This window comes from Paenarthrobacter sp. PAE-2 (genome assembly GCF_026013155.1).
Lineage (GTDB): Bacteria > Actinomycetota > Actinomycetes > Actinomycetales > Micrococcaceae > Arthrobacter > Arthrobacter ureafaciens.
In genome coordinates, this window is the sequence record NZ_JAPDNV010000003.1 from 26694 (window position 1) to 43539 (window position 16846).

Annotated in this window: 14 protein-coding genes and 1 pseudogene; 13 read left to right on the top strand and 2 right to left on the bottom strand. The window is 63.6% G+C overall.

Annotated elements, in window-relative coordinates; all coding sequences use genetic code 11:
* Positions 1 to 41: 41 nt before the first annotated feature.
* The 13 genes and pseudogenes from OCL88_RS02245 to OCL88_RS02305 all read left to right on the top strand — a co-directional run bounded on the left by OCL88_RS02245 (position 42) and on the right by OCL88_RS02305 (position 14313).
* Positions 42 to 389 (top strand): CU044_2847 family protein, encoded by a 348-nt coding sequence (locus OCL88_RS02245; protein ID WP_021472114.1) that lies wholly within the window; start codon positions 42 to 44, stop codon positions 387 to 389.
* Between the two features lie 204 nt (positions 390 to 593).
* The gene (locus tag OCL88_RS02250; protein WP_264961468.1) at positions 594 to 1682 is read left to right on the top strand and encodes a TerC family protein; all 1089 of its coding nucleotides are present in this window, start codon (positions 594 to 596) and stop codon (positions 1680 to 1682) included.
* A gap of 305 nt (positions 1683 to 1987) precedes the next feature.
* The gene (locus OCL88_RS02255) at positions 1988 to 4684 is read left to right on the top strand and encodes an ATP-binding cassette domain-containing protein (RefSeq protein WP_264961469.1); all 2697 of its coding nucleotides are present in this window, start codon (positions 1988 to 1990) and stop codon (positions 4682 to 4684) included.
* Position 4685: 1 nt separating this feature from the next.
* Entirely contained in the window at positions 4686 to 5747 is a 1062-nt protein-coding gene (locus tag OCL88_RS02260; RefSeq protein WP_193591487.1) for an ABC transporter permease, read from the top strand.
* Positions 5748 to 5785: 38 nt separating this feature from the next.
* Positions 5786 to 6832, top strand: coding sequence for a rhamnose ABC transporter substrate-binding protein (locus OCL88_RS02265; protein ID WP_166186388.1), 1047 nt, complete (start codon positions 5786 to 5788; stop codon positions 6830 to 6832).
* A gap of 60 nt (positions 6833 to 6892) precedes the next feature.
* On the top strand, positions 6893 to 7552 hold the full coding sequence (locus OCL88_RS02270) for a nucleoside/nucleotide kinase family protein (protein WP_264961470.1): 660 nt from the start codon (positions 6893 to 6895) through the stop codon (positions 7550 to 7552).
* A 71-nt stretch (positions 7553 to 7623) separates the two neighbouring features.
* The gene (locus OCL88_RS02275; protein WP_062099159.1) at positions 7624 to 8637 is read left to right on the top strand and encodes a LacI family DNA-binding transcriptional regulator; all 1014 of its coding nucleotides are present in this window, start codon (positions 7624 to 7626) and stop codon (positions 8635 to 8637) included.
* Positions 8638 to 8767: 130 nt separating this feature from the next.
* The gene (locus OCL88_RS02280) at positions 8768 to 9220 is read left to right on the top strand and encodes a PTS sugar transporter subunit IIA (RefSeq protein WP_062096665.1); all 453 of its coding nucleotides are present in this window, start codon (positions 8768 to 8770) and stop codon (positions 9218 to 9220) included.
* Positions 9221 to 9262: 42 nt separating this feature from the next.
* Entirely contained in the window at positions 9263 to 9535 is a 273-nt protein-coding gene (locus OCL88_RS02285; protein WP_062096663.1) for a PTS sugar transporter subunit IIB, read from the top strand.
* Between the two features lie 32 nt (positions 9536 to 9567).
* A complete protein-coding gene (locus tag OCL88_RS02290) occupies positions 9568 to 11043 on the top strand; it encodes a PTS ascorbate transporter subunit IIC (RefSeq protein WP_264961471.1) in 1476 nt (491 codons plus the stop codon).
* Between the two features lie 53 nt (positions 11044 to 11096).
* Positions 11097 to 12212 carry a transaldolase gene (gene tal, locus OCL88_RS02295; protein ID WP_264961472.1) on the top strand — a complete coding sequence of 372 codons (1116 nt, stop codon included), beginning with the start codon at positions 11097 to 11099 and terminating at the stop codon, positions 12210 to 12212.
* Positions 12213 to 12271: 59 nt separating this feature from the next.
* Positions 12272 to 13995: pseudogene (locus tag OCL88_RS02300) on the top strand (putative PEP-binding protein).
* 42 nt (positions 13996 to 14037) lie between these two features.
* The gene (locus OCL88_RS02305) at positions 14038 to 14313 is read left to right on the top strand and encodes an HPr family phosphocarrier protein (RefSeq protein ID WP_062096657.1); all 276 of its coding nucleotides are present in this window, start codon (positions 14038 to 14040) and stop codon (positions 14311 to 14313) included.
* 194 nt (positions 14314 to 14507) lie between these two features.
* Here the strand turns inward: OCL88_RS02305 and OCL88_RS02310 are convergent, their stop codons facing one another.
* Positions 14508 to 15767, bottom strand: a complete 1260-nt coding sequence (locus OCL88_RS02310) for an AGE family epimerase/isomerase (RefSeq protein WP_264961473.1) — start codon at positions 15765 to 15767, stop codon at positions 14508 to 14510.
* A 230-nt stretch (positions 15768 to 15997) separates the two neighbouring features.
* Positions 15998 to 16780 (bottom strand): DeoR/GlpR family DNA-binding transcription regulator, encoded by a 783-nt coding sequence (locus OCL88_RS02315; RefSeq protein ID WP_021472111.1) that lies wholly within the window; start codon positions 16778 to 16780, stop codon positions 15998 to 16000.
* Positions 16781 to 16846: the final 66 nt, after the last annotated feature.

Genomic DNA, 16846 nt, shown 5'->3' on the forward strand with positions numbered 1-16846 from the left:
GACATTGTGGGCCACCGCTTTAATTCACCGCAGGAGTAGCCGTGACGGACGTACTGAGATATGAAGTTGGCGCCGGAACAGTGCTGGTGGAGGTTGAAGACGGCAGCTTCGGAGTGGACCACCCCGGGCGCAACGAACAAGGCATCCTGGATGTCGGCCGGCGCCTGGAAGACGCCCTCGCCAGCGTTCGGCCGGCCGCCACGGCTGCACTGGATTCGATGCAGGAGCTCGCTCCGGAAACCCTGGAAATCGAATTCGGCATCAAGCTCGCCGGCGACGCAGGAGCGCTCGTCGCCAAGTCAACCGCGGAAGGCCACTTCATTGTGCGGATGACCTGGAACCCGGCGGTCCAACACACCGGACACGAAGCGCCTGTGGACGTGCACTAAGCCTGGTACAGCGCCTCACAGGATGCCCTGGGTTGAGAGGGCACTCTGTGGGGCGCTACTATTTTTCCATCAAGGGGAGTACTCCCATTAGCGATTGATCCGTCATTACGGATGCAGCAATGCATCCCGGGTCATCGGTCCCGGTTCCATCCGGGCGGAGGAGACCTTGGCGCCTGTATCCGACGCCTACCCTTTGGAGCTCCCATGCAAGTCACACCCCTGATCTGGCTTATCACCATCGGCGTGACGATCCTCTTCTTCGTCTACGAGTTTTTTGCCCACGTGCGCAAACCCCACGAACCGGGCATCGCCGAATCCGCACGTTGGTCCGCGTTCTACATCATCCTGGCCGTCCTGTTCGGTGTTGGCATCGGCGTAGTTTCGGGCTGGACGTTCGGCGGCGAGTATTTCGCGGGTTATCTCACCGAGAAGGCCCTGTCGATCGACAACCTCTTCGTGTTCCTCATTGTGATGACCGGTTTCGCCGTACCGAAGATGTACCAGCAGAAAGTGCTGATGATCGGGATCATCATTGCTTTGGTTTTGCGGGGGGCGTTCATCGCCATCGGCGCCGGACTGATCGAGAATTTCTCGTGGATTTTCTACATTTTCGGCGCGCTCTTGCTTGTCCTGGCCTACCGCCAGGCGTTCGGCGGACATGAATCCAACCCGGCCAACGGCAAGTTCATGGGCCTGGTGCGCCGTGTCCTGCCCGTGACCAACGAGTACCACGGAGACCGGCTCACCGTGAAGAAGGACGGTACCCGCTTCATCACTCCGATGCTGCTGACGATCATCGCCATCGGCTTCGTAGACCTCATTTTTGCCGTCGATTCCATCCCCGCGATCTACGGCCTGACGAGTGAGGCGTACATCGTCTTTACGGCCAACGCCTTCGCGTTGATGGGCCTGCGGCAGCTGTTCTTCCTCATCGGCGGGTTGCTCGAACGCTTGGTCTACCTCGCCCAGGGGCTTGCCGTGATCCTTGCGTTCATCGGCGTGAAGCTCGTCTTCCACGCCCTGCACGTCAATGAGCTGCCCTTCATCAACGGTGGCGAGCCGCTCCTCTGGGTACCCGAGATCCCCATCGGATTCTCGCTGCTCTTCATCGGCAGCACCATCGCCGTCGCCACCCTGGCGAGCCTGCTCAAGACCCGCCGTACTGCGGAGCGGGACAACCCCCGGCTGCCGGACGGCGCGGCCGCAGCGGACGGGGTCACGGTGGGCGAGGCCCTTGAGTCTGCGGAGTACGACGGCGACCAGACGTCGAGCGGCGCGGCCGGCACGAAGTAAGTGAAGTACGGGACTGCTCTCGGCTGACGGCACCAGCCCGGCGACTAACGAGGGCCCCAGCGTACGAAGGTTCCAGCGATCAGCGAGTCCCTTAAGACCACTGGGCCCCAGCTACAGTCGGGGTGCCGCCGGGTTGTCATCAGCCCGGCGGCACCCCTTTTTGGCGTCCACATATGACACCGTCCGAGCGGTGAGCCTCCTCCACACAGTAGGTACTTGTCATTTGCATCACATGCGCATACGATTGCGCATACGAATGCTTCCCGATTTGATTCGGTTGCCCCTACCGCACGGAGGACATCATCGTGGATGTATCACAAGCCCAACTCACCTCACCCAAAGAAGAGGGGAACCTGGCGCCAGGCACCTATGCGCCTGCGCCCGCCGCCGAGCTGTCCGGCGTCTCCAAGATCTTTGGATCAACGGTCGCCGTCTCGAATGTTTCTTTCTCGCTGTTCACGGGCGAGGTACTGGCGCTCGTCGGAGAAAACGGCGCAGGCAAGAGCACCTGCGTCAAGATGCTCGGCGGCGTCTACCACCCCGATGCCGGCACGGTCCGCATCGCAGGCGAGGATGTTCACTTCGCCACTGCCATGGACGCACACCGCCACGGCGTGGCCGTCGTCCACCAACACCCGGGATTGTTCGGCGACCTGTCGATCGCGGAGAACGTCTTCGCCGGACAACCGCTGAAGACCCGTGCGGGCCTCCTCGACCACGCCGGGATGAAAGTCCAAGCACAGAAGGTCCTGCACACGCTGGGGCTTAACCGCGACGTCAGCATGCCAGTCGGTTCACTGCGGGTCTCAGAGCAGCAGCTCGTGGAAATTGCCCGTGCCTTGGTCTCCGAAGCCAAAGTCCTGATTTTGGACGAGCCCACTGCGTCCCTCACCACGGCAGAGGTCGACCGTCTCTTCGACGTGATCGACCGGCTGAAGGAACAGGGCGTTGCCATGATGTTCGTCGGTCATCGCCTGGAGGAAATCTTCCGGATCGCGGACCGTTTGACCGTCCTGCGTGATGGCGCCCTGGTGGAGACGGTCCGCGCCGCCGACATCACGGAGCGCGAAATCGTCAAACTCATGGTCGGCCGCGAACTCGGAGACCTCTACGAACGGTCGGCTGCAGTCTTGGGTGGCACGGTTCTTGAACTACAGGGACTGACGCACCAGGGCCAGTTTCACAATATCGACCTCACTGTCCGGGCCGGCGAGGTCGTGGGCATGGCCGGGCTCATCGGCAGCGGCCGCACGGAAGTCGCGCGGGCGGTCTTCGGCATCGAGCGGCCAACATCCGGGACAATCCTCCTGGACGGCCACAAGGTGTCGATCAAGTCCGCCGCCCACGCCATCGCAGAAGGCATTGCCTATGTTTCCGAGGACCGGCGCGGCCAGAGCATCGTGGAAGATTTCTCGATCCTGGACAACGCCACCCTGCCGGTCATTACCAAGACCACCCGCTGGGGGCTGATCAGCACCAAGGCCGAACTGGCCATGGTCCAGGGCCCCCTCCAGCGCATGAAGCTCAAATTCGCCGGCTATAGCCAGCCCATCGGCAACCTCTCAGGTGGAAACCAGCAAAAAGTTGTTCTCGCAAAATGGTTGGCCACCAACCCGCGGCTCCTGATCCTGGACGAGCCCACCCAGGGCATCGACGTCCAGGCCAAGGCCGAGGTGCACCGCATCATCCGCGAACTGGCAGCCCAAGGGATCGCCATCCTCATGATCTCCTCCGACATGCCCGAGCTCCTGGGCGCCTGCGACCGAATTTACGTTATGAAGCACGGCAACCTGGTCGCCGAGTTCGACCGCGAACATGCCAACCAGTACGACATCGGCCTGGCTGCCACGGGAGTCCACTCCTCCGCACGGAGCGGGGACACCCCAGCTGCTGGACTGACGGCAGCGGCGCAGAGCCAGGCAGCGGGGCAGGGCCGGGTTGCGACGCAGGGAACTACTACTGATACCCCGTCCACCCCTCCCCCGGCCACCCGCCCCCAGGAGCCGACGCCCCCTTCACGAAAGGGCGTCGGATGGTGGCTGAAACAAGCGCTTGGACGACGGGAGGTGGGACTGTTCCTGGCCCTTGCTGCCGTAGTGGCGCCCCTGAGCCTGTTGAACACCAACTTCTATTCCGGCGACAACCTGCACGATCTCGCGGACTATTCGGCGATGCTCGGAATCATCGGCATCGGACAGATGCTGGTGATCCTGACGCGGAACATCGATCTCTCCGTTGCCTCCACCCTTGGACTCGCTGCGTACGTCTCGGCCGCCACAATGCGGGCAGTACCTGACGCCCCGATCCTGTTGGGCATTGCAGTTGCCCTGCTGGTCGGCCTGCTGTGCGGCCTCGTGAACGGCCTTGTCATTGCCTACGGCGGAGTGCCGTCAATCGTTGTCACGCTTGGAACCCTGGCCCTCTATCGCGGGATCCTCAGCATCATTTCATCCGGTGACCGCGTGAAACCGGAACAGGTCCCCTCAGACTGGCTCGCCATGACCAAGTCGGAAATCCTCGGCATCTCTCCGGTCTTGTTGACCGCCGTCGTTGTTTTCGGTGCAGCAGGTTTCCTGCTGTGGTGGACCTCGAAAGGCAGGGAGACCTACTTCGCCGGATCCAATCCTGCGGGCGCAGAGCTGATCGGCATTCCGGCAAAGCGGCGAACCCTGAGCGCATTCACCATCTCCGGGCTGCTGGCCGGGGCAGTCGGAGCCATGTGGGCCTCGTACTACCCCTACGTTGACGGGCAAGTGGCCTTCGGACTGGAGACCGCCGTCATCGCCGGAGTGGTGGTCGGCGGAGTGGCCCTCCGTGGCGGTTCGGGAACAGTAGTCGGAGTCCTCATCGGCACCCTGGGCCTTCTGGCCATCCGAAAGGTCCTCACCATCGCAGGCGTCCCCGACCAGTACTTGCAGGCCGTCTACGGTGCGGCCATCATCGCGGCAGTCGCCGTCGACGTCATCCTCCATAACCGCCACAAGAAGGCGAAGGGAAACTGACATGTCCATCGCATCAACCGCAGCTCCCCTGCACCGCCTGCAAGCGCGGCTGCTGACCTGGGAAGGGCTCCTCGGGGCTTTCGCCATCCTCTTGATCCTCACGGCGGTCCTCACCACGCCCGGCTTCGCCGACGGTTACAACCTTGGATCGTCGGTGGCCCGCATGGCAGCCAAGGCACTCATGGTCCTGCCCCTGGTGTTCCTGATCATCGCCCGGGAGATCGACATCTCGGTGGCAAGCATCGCCGGACTGACCGGAATCACATTCGGCATGGTGATCCAGTCCGGAGGAAGCACGCCCGTGGCCGCAGTGGCCGCTTTAGCGGTGGGCCTGGCCTGCGGGGTCCTCAACGGTTTCCTTGTTGCCGTCCTCGGCCTCCCATCGCTGGTAGTCACACTGGGTACCCTGGCCCTGTTCCGCGGTCTGTGCTACGTCCTGGTGGGCGGCACTCCCATCAGCAACATGCCCCCGGAAATCATCTCTTTGGGCAACGATTCCATCCTCGGCACCTACATCCCGGCGGCAATCGTACCGTTCCTGTTGCTGGCCCCGGTCTTCTTCGTCGTGCTTCACAAGACCCCGTTCGGCCGTCGCGTCTTTGCCATCGGCGGCAACCCGGCCACCGCTTCCTATTCAGGAGTCAAGAACCGGAAGATCATCTTCGAGCTGTTCGTCACCTCGGGACTGGTGGCCGCCCTCGCCGGCATCATCCACGTGGGCATCACTTCATCAGCGTCTCCCGACGGCGCGCTGGGCTACGAGCTGGACGTCGTAACGGTCGTCTTCCTCGGCGGGATCAGCTTCCTGGGCGGAAAAGGCCGCATGACCGGCGTTTTCTGGGCCCTGGTAGTGGTCATCGCCATCCGGAGCATGCTCCAGCTACAAAACTTCGGCGCCTACGGCCAAGCGGCAGTGGTCGGCCTCGTCCTGATCCTCTCGCTGCTCATGGCCAACATCACCAATACCATCTCCTCAGCGCTGGCAGCCCGCAGAACCAGGGCCCAGAAGCTCGGTCCAGGCAGCGGGCAACCAGTTTCCCCACCCGTTCCATCCAGCAAATGACACACCTGCAAGCCCCAACAATCCCCAGGAGGACTTAAATGCGTACAACCACCAGGGCTGCCCTGTCCGGCGTAGCTGCCATCGGTTTGGCAAGCCTTGCCCTGACCGCCTGTACACCCGCCGGAGGCGGCGCCGCCAATGCCGGCGAGTGCACCCCCAAGGACAACATCACCGTGGGGTACATTCCCAAGCTCGGTGACGATCCCTACATGACCACAGTCCGGGACGGCGCCCAAAAAGCGGCGGCGGAACTGGGTGGCAGCAACAAGGTCGTCTACACCTCACCCAGCGAAGCGACCGGTGCAGCCCAGATTCCGTTCGTGCAGCAGCTGATCTCGCAGAAGGTGGATGTCATAGCCATCTCGGGCAGCGACCTCAATGGCGCAGCGGCCGAACTGAAAAAGGCGCAGGCCCAGGGCATCAAGGTCATCACCTTTGACTCGGATGTGGCGCCGGAAGCCCGGTCATTGTTCGTGAACCAGGCCAAGACTGAAGAACTGGGCACAGGGATGCTGGACAGCATGAGCGATCTGCTGGGCGGCCAGGGTGAATTTGCCATCCTGTCCTCCACCCAGACAGCCGTCAACCAGAATGCCTGGATCGCCGATATCAAGAAGCGGCTTGAGTCCGAGTCGAAGTTCAGCGGCATGAAACTCGTGGACGTCGTCTATGGCGAGGAGAAAGCGGACGTCAGCGCCAACCGCGCCAAGGAGCTGGTGACCACCCACCCGAACCTCAAGGGCATCATTGTCCCCGCCGGAATCTCCCTGCCCGCTGCCGCTACTGCCTTGGATGAGATTGGCGCGCTGGGCAAAGTGAAGCTCACGGGCCTCGCGCCCGCCTCCCTGATCAGGAAGCACATCGAAACAGGCAACGTCCAGGACATCTGGTGGAACGTCTCCGACCTCGGCTACCTGTCCTTCTACGCAGCCAAGGCCGTTGCCGGCTGCAGCGTCACGGGCAAGGCGGGCGAGACCTTCGACGCCGGAACCCTGGGCTCCTACACGGTGGGAGAACAGAACGTGGTGATCCTCGGACCAGCCAAGACCGTCACGCCGGCAAACGTCAGCGAATTCGCGTTCTAATCCCCCGGGCCGGTTGGTCCTGCCGGCCGGCCCGGCACTATCCATCGAGGAGTACTTTCCATGGAGCTGAGTAAGCAGCGGCCGTTTCCGGAGACCCTGGAGGCCGATGTTGGACTGCTGTCGCAGCGCATACTCGGCAGCTTGGTCCCCTGCCGCAGGTTCATTCTGGGCGTGTGCGGCGCACCCGGGGCAGGCAAGTCAACCCTCGCCGAACAACTGGCCGCAAAACTGGGCAGTGATACGGCCGTGGTGGTTCCCATGGACGGGTTCCACTTAGGCCACGAGGTCATCAAGGATTCGCCGAAGCTTGAACGAAAGGGTGCCATTGATACGTTCGATATCGGTGGGTTCCATTCCCTGCTGCAGCGGCTTCGTTCCCGGAACGAAGAGGTCGTCTACGCCCCCGCCTACCGGCGGGGACTGGAAGAGCCGATCGCCGCCTCGATCGCTGTGCCAAGGAGCGTCCCGGTGGTTATCACCGAAGGCAACTACCTCCTCGCTCCGGTTCCGCAGTGGCAGGATGCGCGGGCGTTGCTGGATGAAGTCTGGTACCTGGAGATCCCCCACGAGGTTCGGGTTGCGCGGCTCATCGACCGCCACGTCCACTTCGGCAAAGCCAGGTCCAAGGCCCTTGAATGGGTCCATGGTTCGGATGAATCAAATGCGGACTTCATCAGGACCACCATGGAGTCCGCCGACCTGATCATTCGTTTCGCGTGACGGTGGGACAGAGCGTCGTGATGGCGAACTACCGGCCGGATGGAACAATGGAGGCGGCGGAAGGAGAGCACATGGTGACCATGAGCGAAGTAGCCCGTGTGGCGGGCGTTTCACAAAGCACGGTTTCCCATGTGGTCAACAAGACCCGACGCATCGCCCCGGAGACGGAAAAGGCTGTCAAGGCGGCCATCGAAGCCACAGGCTACGTCAACGACGGGATCGCCAAGTCCCTCCGCACGGGCAAGACCAACTCCATCGGGCTGGCTATCTCCGCGATGTCCAACCCGTACTTCGGGGAGGTCGTCCACTCCATTGAGAAGCACCTGTCGGATCTTGGCTACAGCCTGGTGCTGGCCGACACCCACGACGATCCCGAGCGCGAATTGCGGGCTGTCCGGGACCTCCTGGCCCAACGGCCGGCAGGGATCATCCTTGCTCCCTCCGCCGACCCGCACGAGGCTTTGCGGCAAATCTCCCGCAGGGGCATCGCCACTGTCCTGCTGGACCGTGTACCGGAACAGCTGGATCCCACGCAGCCCATCGATGCCGTGGGGGTGGAGAACACCGAAGCGATGTCCCAGCTGGTGCAGCACCTTGCCGGGCGAGGACACCGCCGCATCGCACTGATCTCCGGACGCAGCGGGTTGCGGACATCCATAGAACGCACCGAAGGATACCTCCTGGGACTGGAACGATCCGGGATCCAGCCGGATGAGGACCTCATCCGCGATGGACACTCGGAAGCCGGTCCGGCAGCCCAGGCCATCAAAGAGCTCCTGGCACTGCCTTCGCCGCCAACCGCCTTGATTACCGCCAACAACCAAATGACCATCGGGGCCATGCGGGGCCTCAGGGAACTGGGCCTCCGTGTTCCGGCCGATATTGGGCTGGCAGCCTTCGACGACTTTGAATGGGCCGACCTTTTCGACCCCCGATTGACCGTCATGGCACAACCCGTGGAAGAACTCGGAACCCTGGCCGCCGAAATGCTGATCCAGCGGCTGGAACAACCCGAACTCAAACCGAGGGAAGTGCGCCTGGCGCCCCGGCTGATCGTCCGTGACTCCGGCGGCTCCCGTAACTAGCCCCCTCACCACCTCCTCCTAGAGCTCCCGGCACCCGCCGGGACACCGCGGAGTACTTCCGCACGTCCATTTTCACCAGCAGGCCATCACCGTGATGCCCCGCGCCCAAAATATCTGAAAGAACAGTTTCATGTCTCTTAGCCTTGCCGAATCCCTCTGCTCCATTTCGACCAACGCCCCGGCCCGGGACTGGCGTGCCGCCATCCGACTTGCCGGGGACGGACTGGTGAACGGGGGCGCCGCCACCGCCGAGTACACGGAGCAAATGATCACAGCCGTTGAAGAACACGGACCCTACATCGTCATTGCCCCCGGCATCGCCCTGGCCCATGCCCGGCCCTCGGACGCCGTCCTCCACGGCGGCATGAGCTGGGTCAGCCTCGAATCGCCGGTTGAGTTCGGCAACCCCCGGAATGATCCGGTCACTTTGGTCATCGGGCTCGCGGCCCTGGACCACACCGCCCACATCGAGGCGCTCAAGGCCATGGCCGGAGTCCTCGGAAACGACGCCATCAGGGCGCGGCTTAGTGAGGCACAGACCCCTGAAGACGTCCGTGCAATCCTCAGCCAGGCCACGGCCTAGGCCTTCACCCCACCACCAACAACCACCCGAAAGGCACCACACATGAAAATCGTTGCAGTTTGCGGCATGGGTATCGGCACATCGGTACTGCTGAAGATGAACGCAGAGAAGGTCCTCAACCAGTTGGGAATCGAGGCCGACGTCGAGGCCGCCGATATTGGAGTGGCCCGCGGCGCCGCCCAATCGGCAAACATCGTGCTCACATCCGATGAGCTCGCCGGCGAGCTGGGCGATGTCCCGGCCAAGGTCATCATCATCAACAACTTCTTCGACCTCGGCGAGATCACCGCCAAGATCTCCGACGCGGTCCAGTAGCCGGCTGCCCACACCAGGAAAGGAGCAACACCATGGAATGGCTCGTCGTCATCCTCAACTTCATCGGGCAGCAGGTCCTGAACGTGCCCGCCTACCTCATCGGCATCATCACCGCCCTGGGCCTGATCGCGCTGAGGCGCAATGCGGGGCAGGTCATCGGCGGAGGCCTCAAAGCCGCCGTCGGCTTCCTGATCCTCGGCGCCGGCGCAACCGTCGTCGTCGGGTCGCTCAAGCCGCTGGGCGAATTGATCCTGGCCGTCACGGGCGCCCAGGGCGTTATCCCCACCAACGAGGTCATCACCGCCATGGCCCAGGAACAGTTCGGGGCGCAAAGCGCCTACGTCCTGACGCTCGGCTTCATCTTCATGCTGGTCCTGGCAAGGTTCACCCCGCTCAAATATGTCTTCCTGACCGGACACCACATGGTGTTCATGGCAACCATGATCACGGTGGTCCTCTCTGTCGGTTTCGGGCAGGACAGCGGATGGCTGGTGGTCCTCATCGGCGCCATCCTTCTGGGCGTCATCATGGTCGTCATGCCGGCGTTCATCCACCCGTGGACCAAGAAGATCACCGGCAACGACGCGATTGCCATTGGCCATTTCGGATCCTTGGGTTACCTCGCTGCCGGAATTGCCGGAGCAGCAGTAGGCCGCCGCAGCAAATCCACTGAAGAAATCGAGTTCCCCCAAAGCCTGAAGTTCCTCCGCGATTCCATGGTGGCCACCTCGCTGTCCATGGTGCTGATCTACATGGTCTTCACGGTGTGGGGCCTGATCGCCCTTCCCCTGGAAACTGCCCTTACCATCTTTGGGTCCGCCGACGCCGGCGCGTTCGTCATGTCGGCCTTCGCCCAGGCCCTGCAGTTCGGAGTCGGCGTCGCGGTCATCCTCTACGGAGTCCGTACGGTCCTCGGCGAACTCGTTCCGGCCTTCCAAGGCATTGCGGACAAGGTGGTTCCCGGCGCCAAGGCCGCCCTGGACATCCCCATTGTCTTCCCGTACGGCGCCAACGCCGTCCTGATCGGATTCCTCTCATCCTTCACTGGGGGCCTCCTCGCGCTCGGCATCCTGGCAGCCTGGCTGAACCCCATGTTCGGCCTGGCCCTGATCCTGCCGGGCATGGTTCCGCACTTCTTCACCGGCGGCGGAGCCGGCGTCTACGGCAACGCCGTGGGCGGCCGCATGGGAGCCGTCGTGGGTGGCCTGGTCAACGGCATCATCATCACGCTCCTTCCCGCCGTCCTCCTCTTGGTGCTGGGCCAGTTCGGGTTGTCCAACAGCACGTTCGGCGACGCTGACTTCGGGTGGTTCGGAACACTCATCGGCGTGAGCCTCAAGGGTGGTACCGCACTCGGAGCGGTCCTGACCATCGTGATCGCCGCCGCCCTGGTGACCGCAGCCATCATCTTCCAGAAGAAGGTGGTGAACACGGGGTGGACTCCCGGGACTGCACGCGATTCGTGGCTGGCCGAGCTTGACGGGGCCAAGGACAACCAGAAGGCATGATGCCCGGACACCAGGCCAAACCCAATAACCGTTCAATCTTTGCTAGGACCCCCATGACCACAACACCCACGCAGCAACTGGCAGACGCCGGCGTTTCCATCTGGCTCGATGATCTCTCCCGCAGCCAACTACGGTCGGGCAATCTGCAGAAGCTCACGGACCACAGGAACGTCGTCGGCGTCACCACCAACCCTTCGATCTTCCAGGCCGCCATCACCTCCGGCACCGGCTACGACGACGCAATAGCGGCGCACGCAGCAGCCGGCGCCAGCGCCGAAGAGACTGTTATGGAGCTCACGACGTCGGACGTCGTGGAGGCGTGCGACCTCCTGGCTCCGATCGCCGCCGCCACTGATGGCGTGGACGGTCGGGTATCCATCGAAGTCGACCCCCGCTTGGCGTGGGACACCGAAGGCACGATCGCCGAAGCGAGGGAGCTGTACAAGAAGATCAACAGGAACAACGTCCTGATCAAGATCCCGGCAACCCTCGCCGGCCTTGAGGCCGTCAAGACTGTGCTGGCGGAGGGAATCAGCGTCAATGTGACACTGATCTTCTCCCTCGAGTGCTACCACGCAGTGGTCAACGCGTTTCACACCGGACTGGAACAAGCCCGGGACAACGGCCACGACCTCTCCACGATCCACTCCGTTGCATCATTCTTTGTCTCCCGGGTGGACACTGAAATCGACAAACGGCTCGAGTCCATCGGCTCGCCGCAGGCGCTGTCCCTCAAAGGACGTGCCGGTGTGGCCAACGCGCGTCTTGCCTACCAGGCCTACGTGGAATGGTTCTCCACCGAACGCTGGAAGGCCTTGGCCGACGCAGGCGCCCGAAGGCAGCGACCCCTCTGGGCCTCCACCGGCGTCAAGGACCCGGCGTATCCCGACACGCTCTACGTCACCGAACTTGTTGCCGCAGGCGTCGTGAACACCATGCCGGAGAAGACCCTCGAGGCAACCTTCGACCACGGCGTCATCACCGGGGACACACTCACCGGCAGGTATCACGAACCGCGCACTGTCTTCGGAGACCTCGAGGCGGCGGGCGTTTCCTACCACGACGTCGTAACGCACCTCGAGCGCGATGGCCTGGAAAAATTCGCCGCCAGCTGGAATGACCTCCTGGCCTCCACCCGATCCGCCCTCGACAAGGCACGTTCATGCTGAAGCCACTGGACACCGCACCCACCACCACCGCAACGCCCGACATCAACCACCATCAACGGATGTTGCCGCTGACCCGGACCATCAAGGGTGTTGGCGTGGCACCCGGACGCGTCGTCGCCGTGGTCAAGCACATGCCCTCGCCTGTGGCCGAACCGACGGAGCACGCCGGCATGCCACCCGGAACCACGGTGGAGTCGGAAGGAGAGCGGATCAGGGCTGCCGCCGCATCCGTACAGGGCCAGCTTCGGCTTCGTGCGGACACCACCGACGGCGACGCCAAGGAAGTCCTTCTGGCCACAGCACGGATGGCCACGGACCCCCTGCTCCTGAAGTCGGCGGTGGCCAGGCTCTCCCCCGCGAACCCGGGCGGTGCCCGCAGCGCCGAACGGGCGGTATGGGAAGCGGGCGCAGAGGTGGCCGAAACCCTGCAAGCCCTGGGCGGTTACATGGCCGAACGCGCAGCGGACGTCCTGGACGTGCGGGCACGAATCGTAGCCGGGCTCCAAGGCCTGGCGGCGCCCGGGATTCCCACATGCGAGGTCCCCTTCATCCTCGTCGCGCATGACCTCGCACCGGCAGACACCGCCACGTTGGATCCGGCCAAAATACTGGCGCTCATCACCTCCGGCGGAGGCCCGCAATCGCACACAGCCATCCTGGCCCGGGCACTTGGCTTGCCGGCGGTTGTTGCCGCCCCGGGCGTGGAGTCCATCCCCGAAGGCACGGTCGTCTACGTCGACGGTGCTGAGGGTACAGTGTGCACCAACCCGGACTGCGGGCTGCTGCAAGAGGCCGAACAATGGACCACCAAGGCAAACTCCCTGCCTGCGTTCGGCGGCAACAACACCCTGGCCGATGGCCTGCCGGTCCCGCTGCTCGCCAACGTGGGTCACGGAGCAGATGCCGGGGCGGCAGCCCGGGCGGGCGCCGAAGGCGTGGGACTCCTGAGGACGGAGTTCTGCTTCCTGGACCGGGACACCGAGCCGTCGTTCGACGAACAGGTCACTGCGTATGGTGCCGTCTTCGCGGCCTTCCCCGGCAGGAAGGTAGTGGTTCGAACATTGGATGCAGGGGCGGACAAGCCCTTGCCGTTCCTCAGTAACCTCGAAGAACCCAACCCGGCCTTGGGCGTCCGCGGCTACCGCACCGACGCCACCACTCCGGGCGTGCTTGAGCGTCAGCTCAGGGCCATCGCCGCCGCAGCAGCAGCCCACAGTTCCGACGTACAGGTCATGGCCCCCATGATTTCGACGGCGGAGGAGGCGCGCCGTTTTGCCTCACTGTGCGCTTCTGCCGGACTCAGGACGCCCGGAGTCATGGTCGAGGTGCCGTCGGCGGCCCTGACAGCGTCTGCCGTACTCCGGGAAGTCGCCTTCGCATCGCTGGGTACCAACGACCTCACCAGTACGCGATGGCAGCTGACCGGCAACTCGGTCCGCTAGCGACGCTCAACGACCCATGGCAGCCGGCGGTCCTGCAACTCATCCAGTTGGCTGCAGACGGCGCGGCGCAGGCAAGCGCCATGACGGGAGCACCCAAACCGGTAGGAGTCTGCGGCGAGGCAGCGGCGGACCCCGCCCTCGCCGTCGTGCTGGTTGGCCTCGGTGCCGCGTCACTGTCCATGAGCGCACGCGCGCTTCCCGCCGTCGGCGCAGTGCTTTCGACGGTGACCCTCGTCCAGGCCCGACGCATAGCCATGGAAGCCCTGGCGGCGCCGTCCGCGGCCGCAGCCCGCAAGGCTGCCCGCAACAGGCTCCCCGTCCTGGCGGAACTCGGGCTCTAAACCCTCGGAGAATCAACCAAAACCAGCGAAAGAAGGAAAACCATGCCCGAACGTACCGCCACCATTGCAGGCAGCGTCGGCCTGCACGCGCGGCCTGCCGCCATCTTTGTGGACGCCGTCGCCGAACTCGGCATCGATGTCACCATAGCCCGCCTCAGCACTCCCGATGATCAGGCCGATGCCGGCAGTATCCTGTCCCTCATGAGCCTGGGGGCGGCCCAAGGCGATGTAGTGGTCCTCCGCGCCGAGGGCGAAGGCGCGGACGCTGCCTTGGACAGCTTGGCGAGGATCCTCGAGACCGACCACGACGCCGAATAGATGACCCCTGCCGGGTCATGAAAAGTGGCCGGGATGCCAGTCGATGCCTGGCATCCCGGCCCAGCTGCGCAGGACGGTCCCTTGGCAGGGGAAAGTCAAAATGATCCCCCGGTCCGCCTTCCCCACTGTGATGTCTGGTGCCGGGGGTTGACGCAGCAGCCTTTGCCGGGTCCCGTTGGATTCCCGGAAACGGGTCAGCTATCCGCCTTGCCGAAACGAAGGTCCGAGTCCAGCAGCCCTGCCGCCAGCGCCGGCGCCAAACCCGGTGCCAGCGGAAGACGCGGGACCACCAAGCAGTGCCACAAGTGGTATACGTCTGCCTTGCCGGACCAGACCGTGGAGGCGACGTTGCCGTGCTCGTCCAATTCCTGCTTCCAGGAACCGTGCTCATAGTCGATGAACCAGTCCCGGGCGTGGTCCCAGATCCGCTCGTACCAGTCCGCGTAAGTCTGGTCGCCGGTGGCCATGTAGAGTGCTGCCGCGCCCCCAATGGCTTCTACGGGGACCCAGCGAATGCGGGAGGTGACAACCGGCTTGCCTTCCCAGTCCACGGAGTAGACAAACCCCGGGTTGCCATCGGGCTGCCAAGCGTCGCGGATGGCGGCGTCGAACAGGCCTTTGGCATCGTCCAGAAGCCAGTCCGGAACGCTGAGGCCGCGTGCCTCCAGCCCGGCACGGAGGTGGAGGAGCAAACGGGCCCACTCGACCCAGTGACCCGGGGTTCCGCCGTAGGCGCGGAACTGGCTAGCCCGATCGTCGGTGTTGTAGTCCGGAATCGGGTTCCATTCCGGGTCGAAGTGTTCAAAGACGCGGTAGTTGTTGTTGCGGGCGAACTGGTGGATCAGCACCTCGGCGATGTGGAGGGCGCGTTCGATCCAGCGGTTTTCGCCGGTCACGTCAGCGACTATGAGGTAGGCCTCAACGGAATGCATGCTGGCGTTTCCGCCCCGGTAGGCCTCGGTTTCCGTGAAGTCGCGGTTCCAGGAGTCGAAGCACATGTTGGATTCGTGATCCCAGAATTTCGAGTCGGCAATGCGCAAGGCTTCTTGGAGGAGCTCCTGCGCTCCCGGGCGGCCGGCTGCAACAGCGCTGGCGGCGGCCAGGAGGACGAACGACTGCTGGTAGCCGGATTTGGTGTCATCTACGGGACCGTTCTCATTCACCTCGGCGTACCAGCCGCCGAACTCCTCATCACGGAAGACCCCGTTGAGCGCGGCAATGCCGTGGTCCGCCAACGAGCCGGCTCCCGGGCGCCCCATCAGCGCGGCGATGGCAAAACTGTGCACCATGCGCGCCGTGATCCAGAGGTGGGTCGGCTTGCCGGCCTGAACCTTGCCGTAGTTGTCCAGCCAACCGAAACCGGTGGAGACCTTGGAACCGGCAGCGAAGTTGATGAGCCGGTCTGTTTCTGTTTCGAGCCAACGTGCGTGAGCGGCGCTGTTCAGCCACGTCATGTGCATCTCCTCAATAAGTTAGTGGCCACTGAGCGAGGGCCTGCTTCGATCTTAACGCTTGATGGTGGAAATCCACCAGAGAAAGTTTATTTTCCGACATTCAAAGGAGTGGGAAATCAACGCATGGGCACAGCCCATACCGGGAACGGGTCCGGACCAGGACCAGGCCCGGTGTTCGGAGCGTACGGAACGCAGCTCCTTATGTCAGCAAGCAACCCGATAGGCAGCCGTCACGCGGCTACTATCAGCCTCACTCCTGCCGCCTCCAACGCAGTCATGATCTCCGCAGGCGGTGGCGCATCCGTGACCAGGATGTCGACGGCGTCGAACGCTGCCAGGCGCGCCAGGGCGTAACGAAGCATTTTCTGATGCGTCGCAACCACCACGACTTGCTCCGCGGACGCCATCAAGGCGAGCTTTGTGGCACGTTCGACGTCCCGTTCGATATAGAAAGCCTCGTCATGGATCCCGCTGACCCCAATGAACGCTGTTTTGGCATGCAGGCCCTCGGCGGCGCTGACGGTGATCGCACCATTAAAGGCTTGGCTGTCGAGGAGCAGTTCTCCCCCAAGGCAGATGGTCCGGGCAGACGTCAGCTGCAGGCATCGCTGAATTGCGGGAGCCGAATGGGTGATGATCGTGCCCGTGAAGGTCGCGGGCAGTTCCTGCGCGATCTGGTACGTGGTTGTTCCTGCATCCAGGATGATCGCGTCGCGTTCGGCAATGAGATCCACGCATGCCCGGGCCACGCGCCGTTTCGCGGCAGCATCCTCCCGGGCGCGGGCGGCGAAGTCAGCGTTCTGGCCGTGCCCCTCGACGGCACTGACGCCGCCGTGGACCACCTTGACCAGCCCCATCTTGGAGAGTGCGCGCGTATCGCGGCGGATGGTCATATCCGACACGTCGAAAGTCCCCGCCAGGTCGGTGGTGGAAAGGAACCCCCGCCGCCCGAGCTCGTCCAGAATGGTCCGCTGACGTGGGGTCAGCGCGGCCTCTTCCCGTGTGACGCTCATGGCTCCTCCTCTCCTGCCCCGTAAACCGACGGTCGGCGCGGCAGAGTGTTGTAATTCCAACACAAT

Bases quoted from the DNA above. Each gene is read 5' to 3' on its own strand.
- OCL88_RS02270 (WP_264961470.1), top strand. From the start codon at position 6,893: ATGGAGCTGAGTAAGCAGCGGCCGTTTCCGGAGACCCTGGAGGCCGAT.
- OCL88_RS02260 (WP_193591487.1), top strand. From the start codon at position 4,686: ATGTCCATCGCATCAACCGCAGCTCCCCTGCACCGCCTGCAAGCGCGG.
- OCL88_RS02315 (WP_021472111.1), bottom strand. From the start codon at position 16,780: ATGAGCGTCACACGGGAAGAGGCCGCGCTGACCCCACGTCAGCGGACC.
- OCL88_RS02285 (WP_062096663.1), top strand. From the start codon at position 9,263: ATGAAAATCGTTGCAGTTTGCGGCATGGGTATCGGCACATCGGTACTG.
- OCL88_RS02290 (WP_264961471.1), top strand. From the start codon at position 9,568: ATGGAATGGCTCGTCGTCATCCTCAACTTCATCGGGCAGCAGGTCCTG.
- OCL88_RS02250 (WP_264961468.1), top strand. From the start codon at position 594: ATGCAAGTCACACCCCTGATCTGGCTTATCACCATCGGCGTGACGATC.
- OCL88_RS02305 (WP_062096657.1), top strand. From the start codon at position 14,038: ATGCCCGAACGTACCGCCACCATTGCAGGCAGCGTCGGCCTGCACGCG.
- OCL88_RS02280 (WP_062096665.1), top strand. From the start codon at position 8,768: ATGTCTCTTAGCCTTGCCGAATCCCTCTGCTCCATTTCGACCAACGCC.
- OCL88_RS02265 (WP_166186388.1), top strand. From the start codon at position 5,786: ATGCGTACAACCACCAGGGCTGCCCTGTCCGGCGTAGCTGCCATCGGT.
- OCL88_RS02275 (WP_062099159.1), top strand. From the start codon at position 7,624: ATGGTGACCATGAGCGAAGTAGCCCGTGTGGCGGGCGTTTCACAAAGC.
- OCL88_RS02310 (WP_264961473.1), bottom strand. From the start codon at position 15,767: ATGACGTGGCTGAACAGCGCCGCTCACGCACGTTGGCTCGAAACAGAA.
- tal (WP_264961472.1), top strand. From the start codon at position 11,097: ATGACCACAACACCCACGCAGCAACTGGCAGACGCCGGCGTTTCCATC.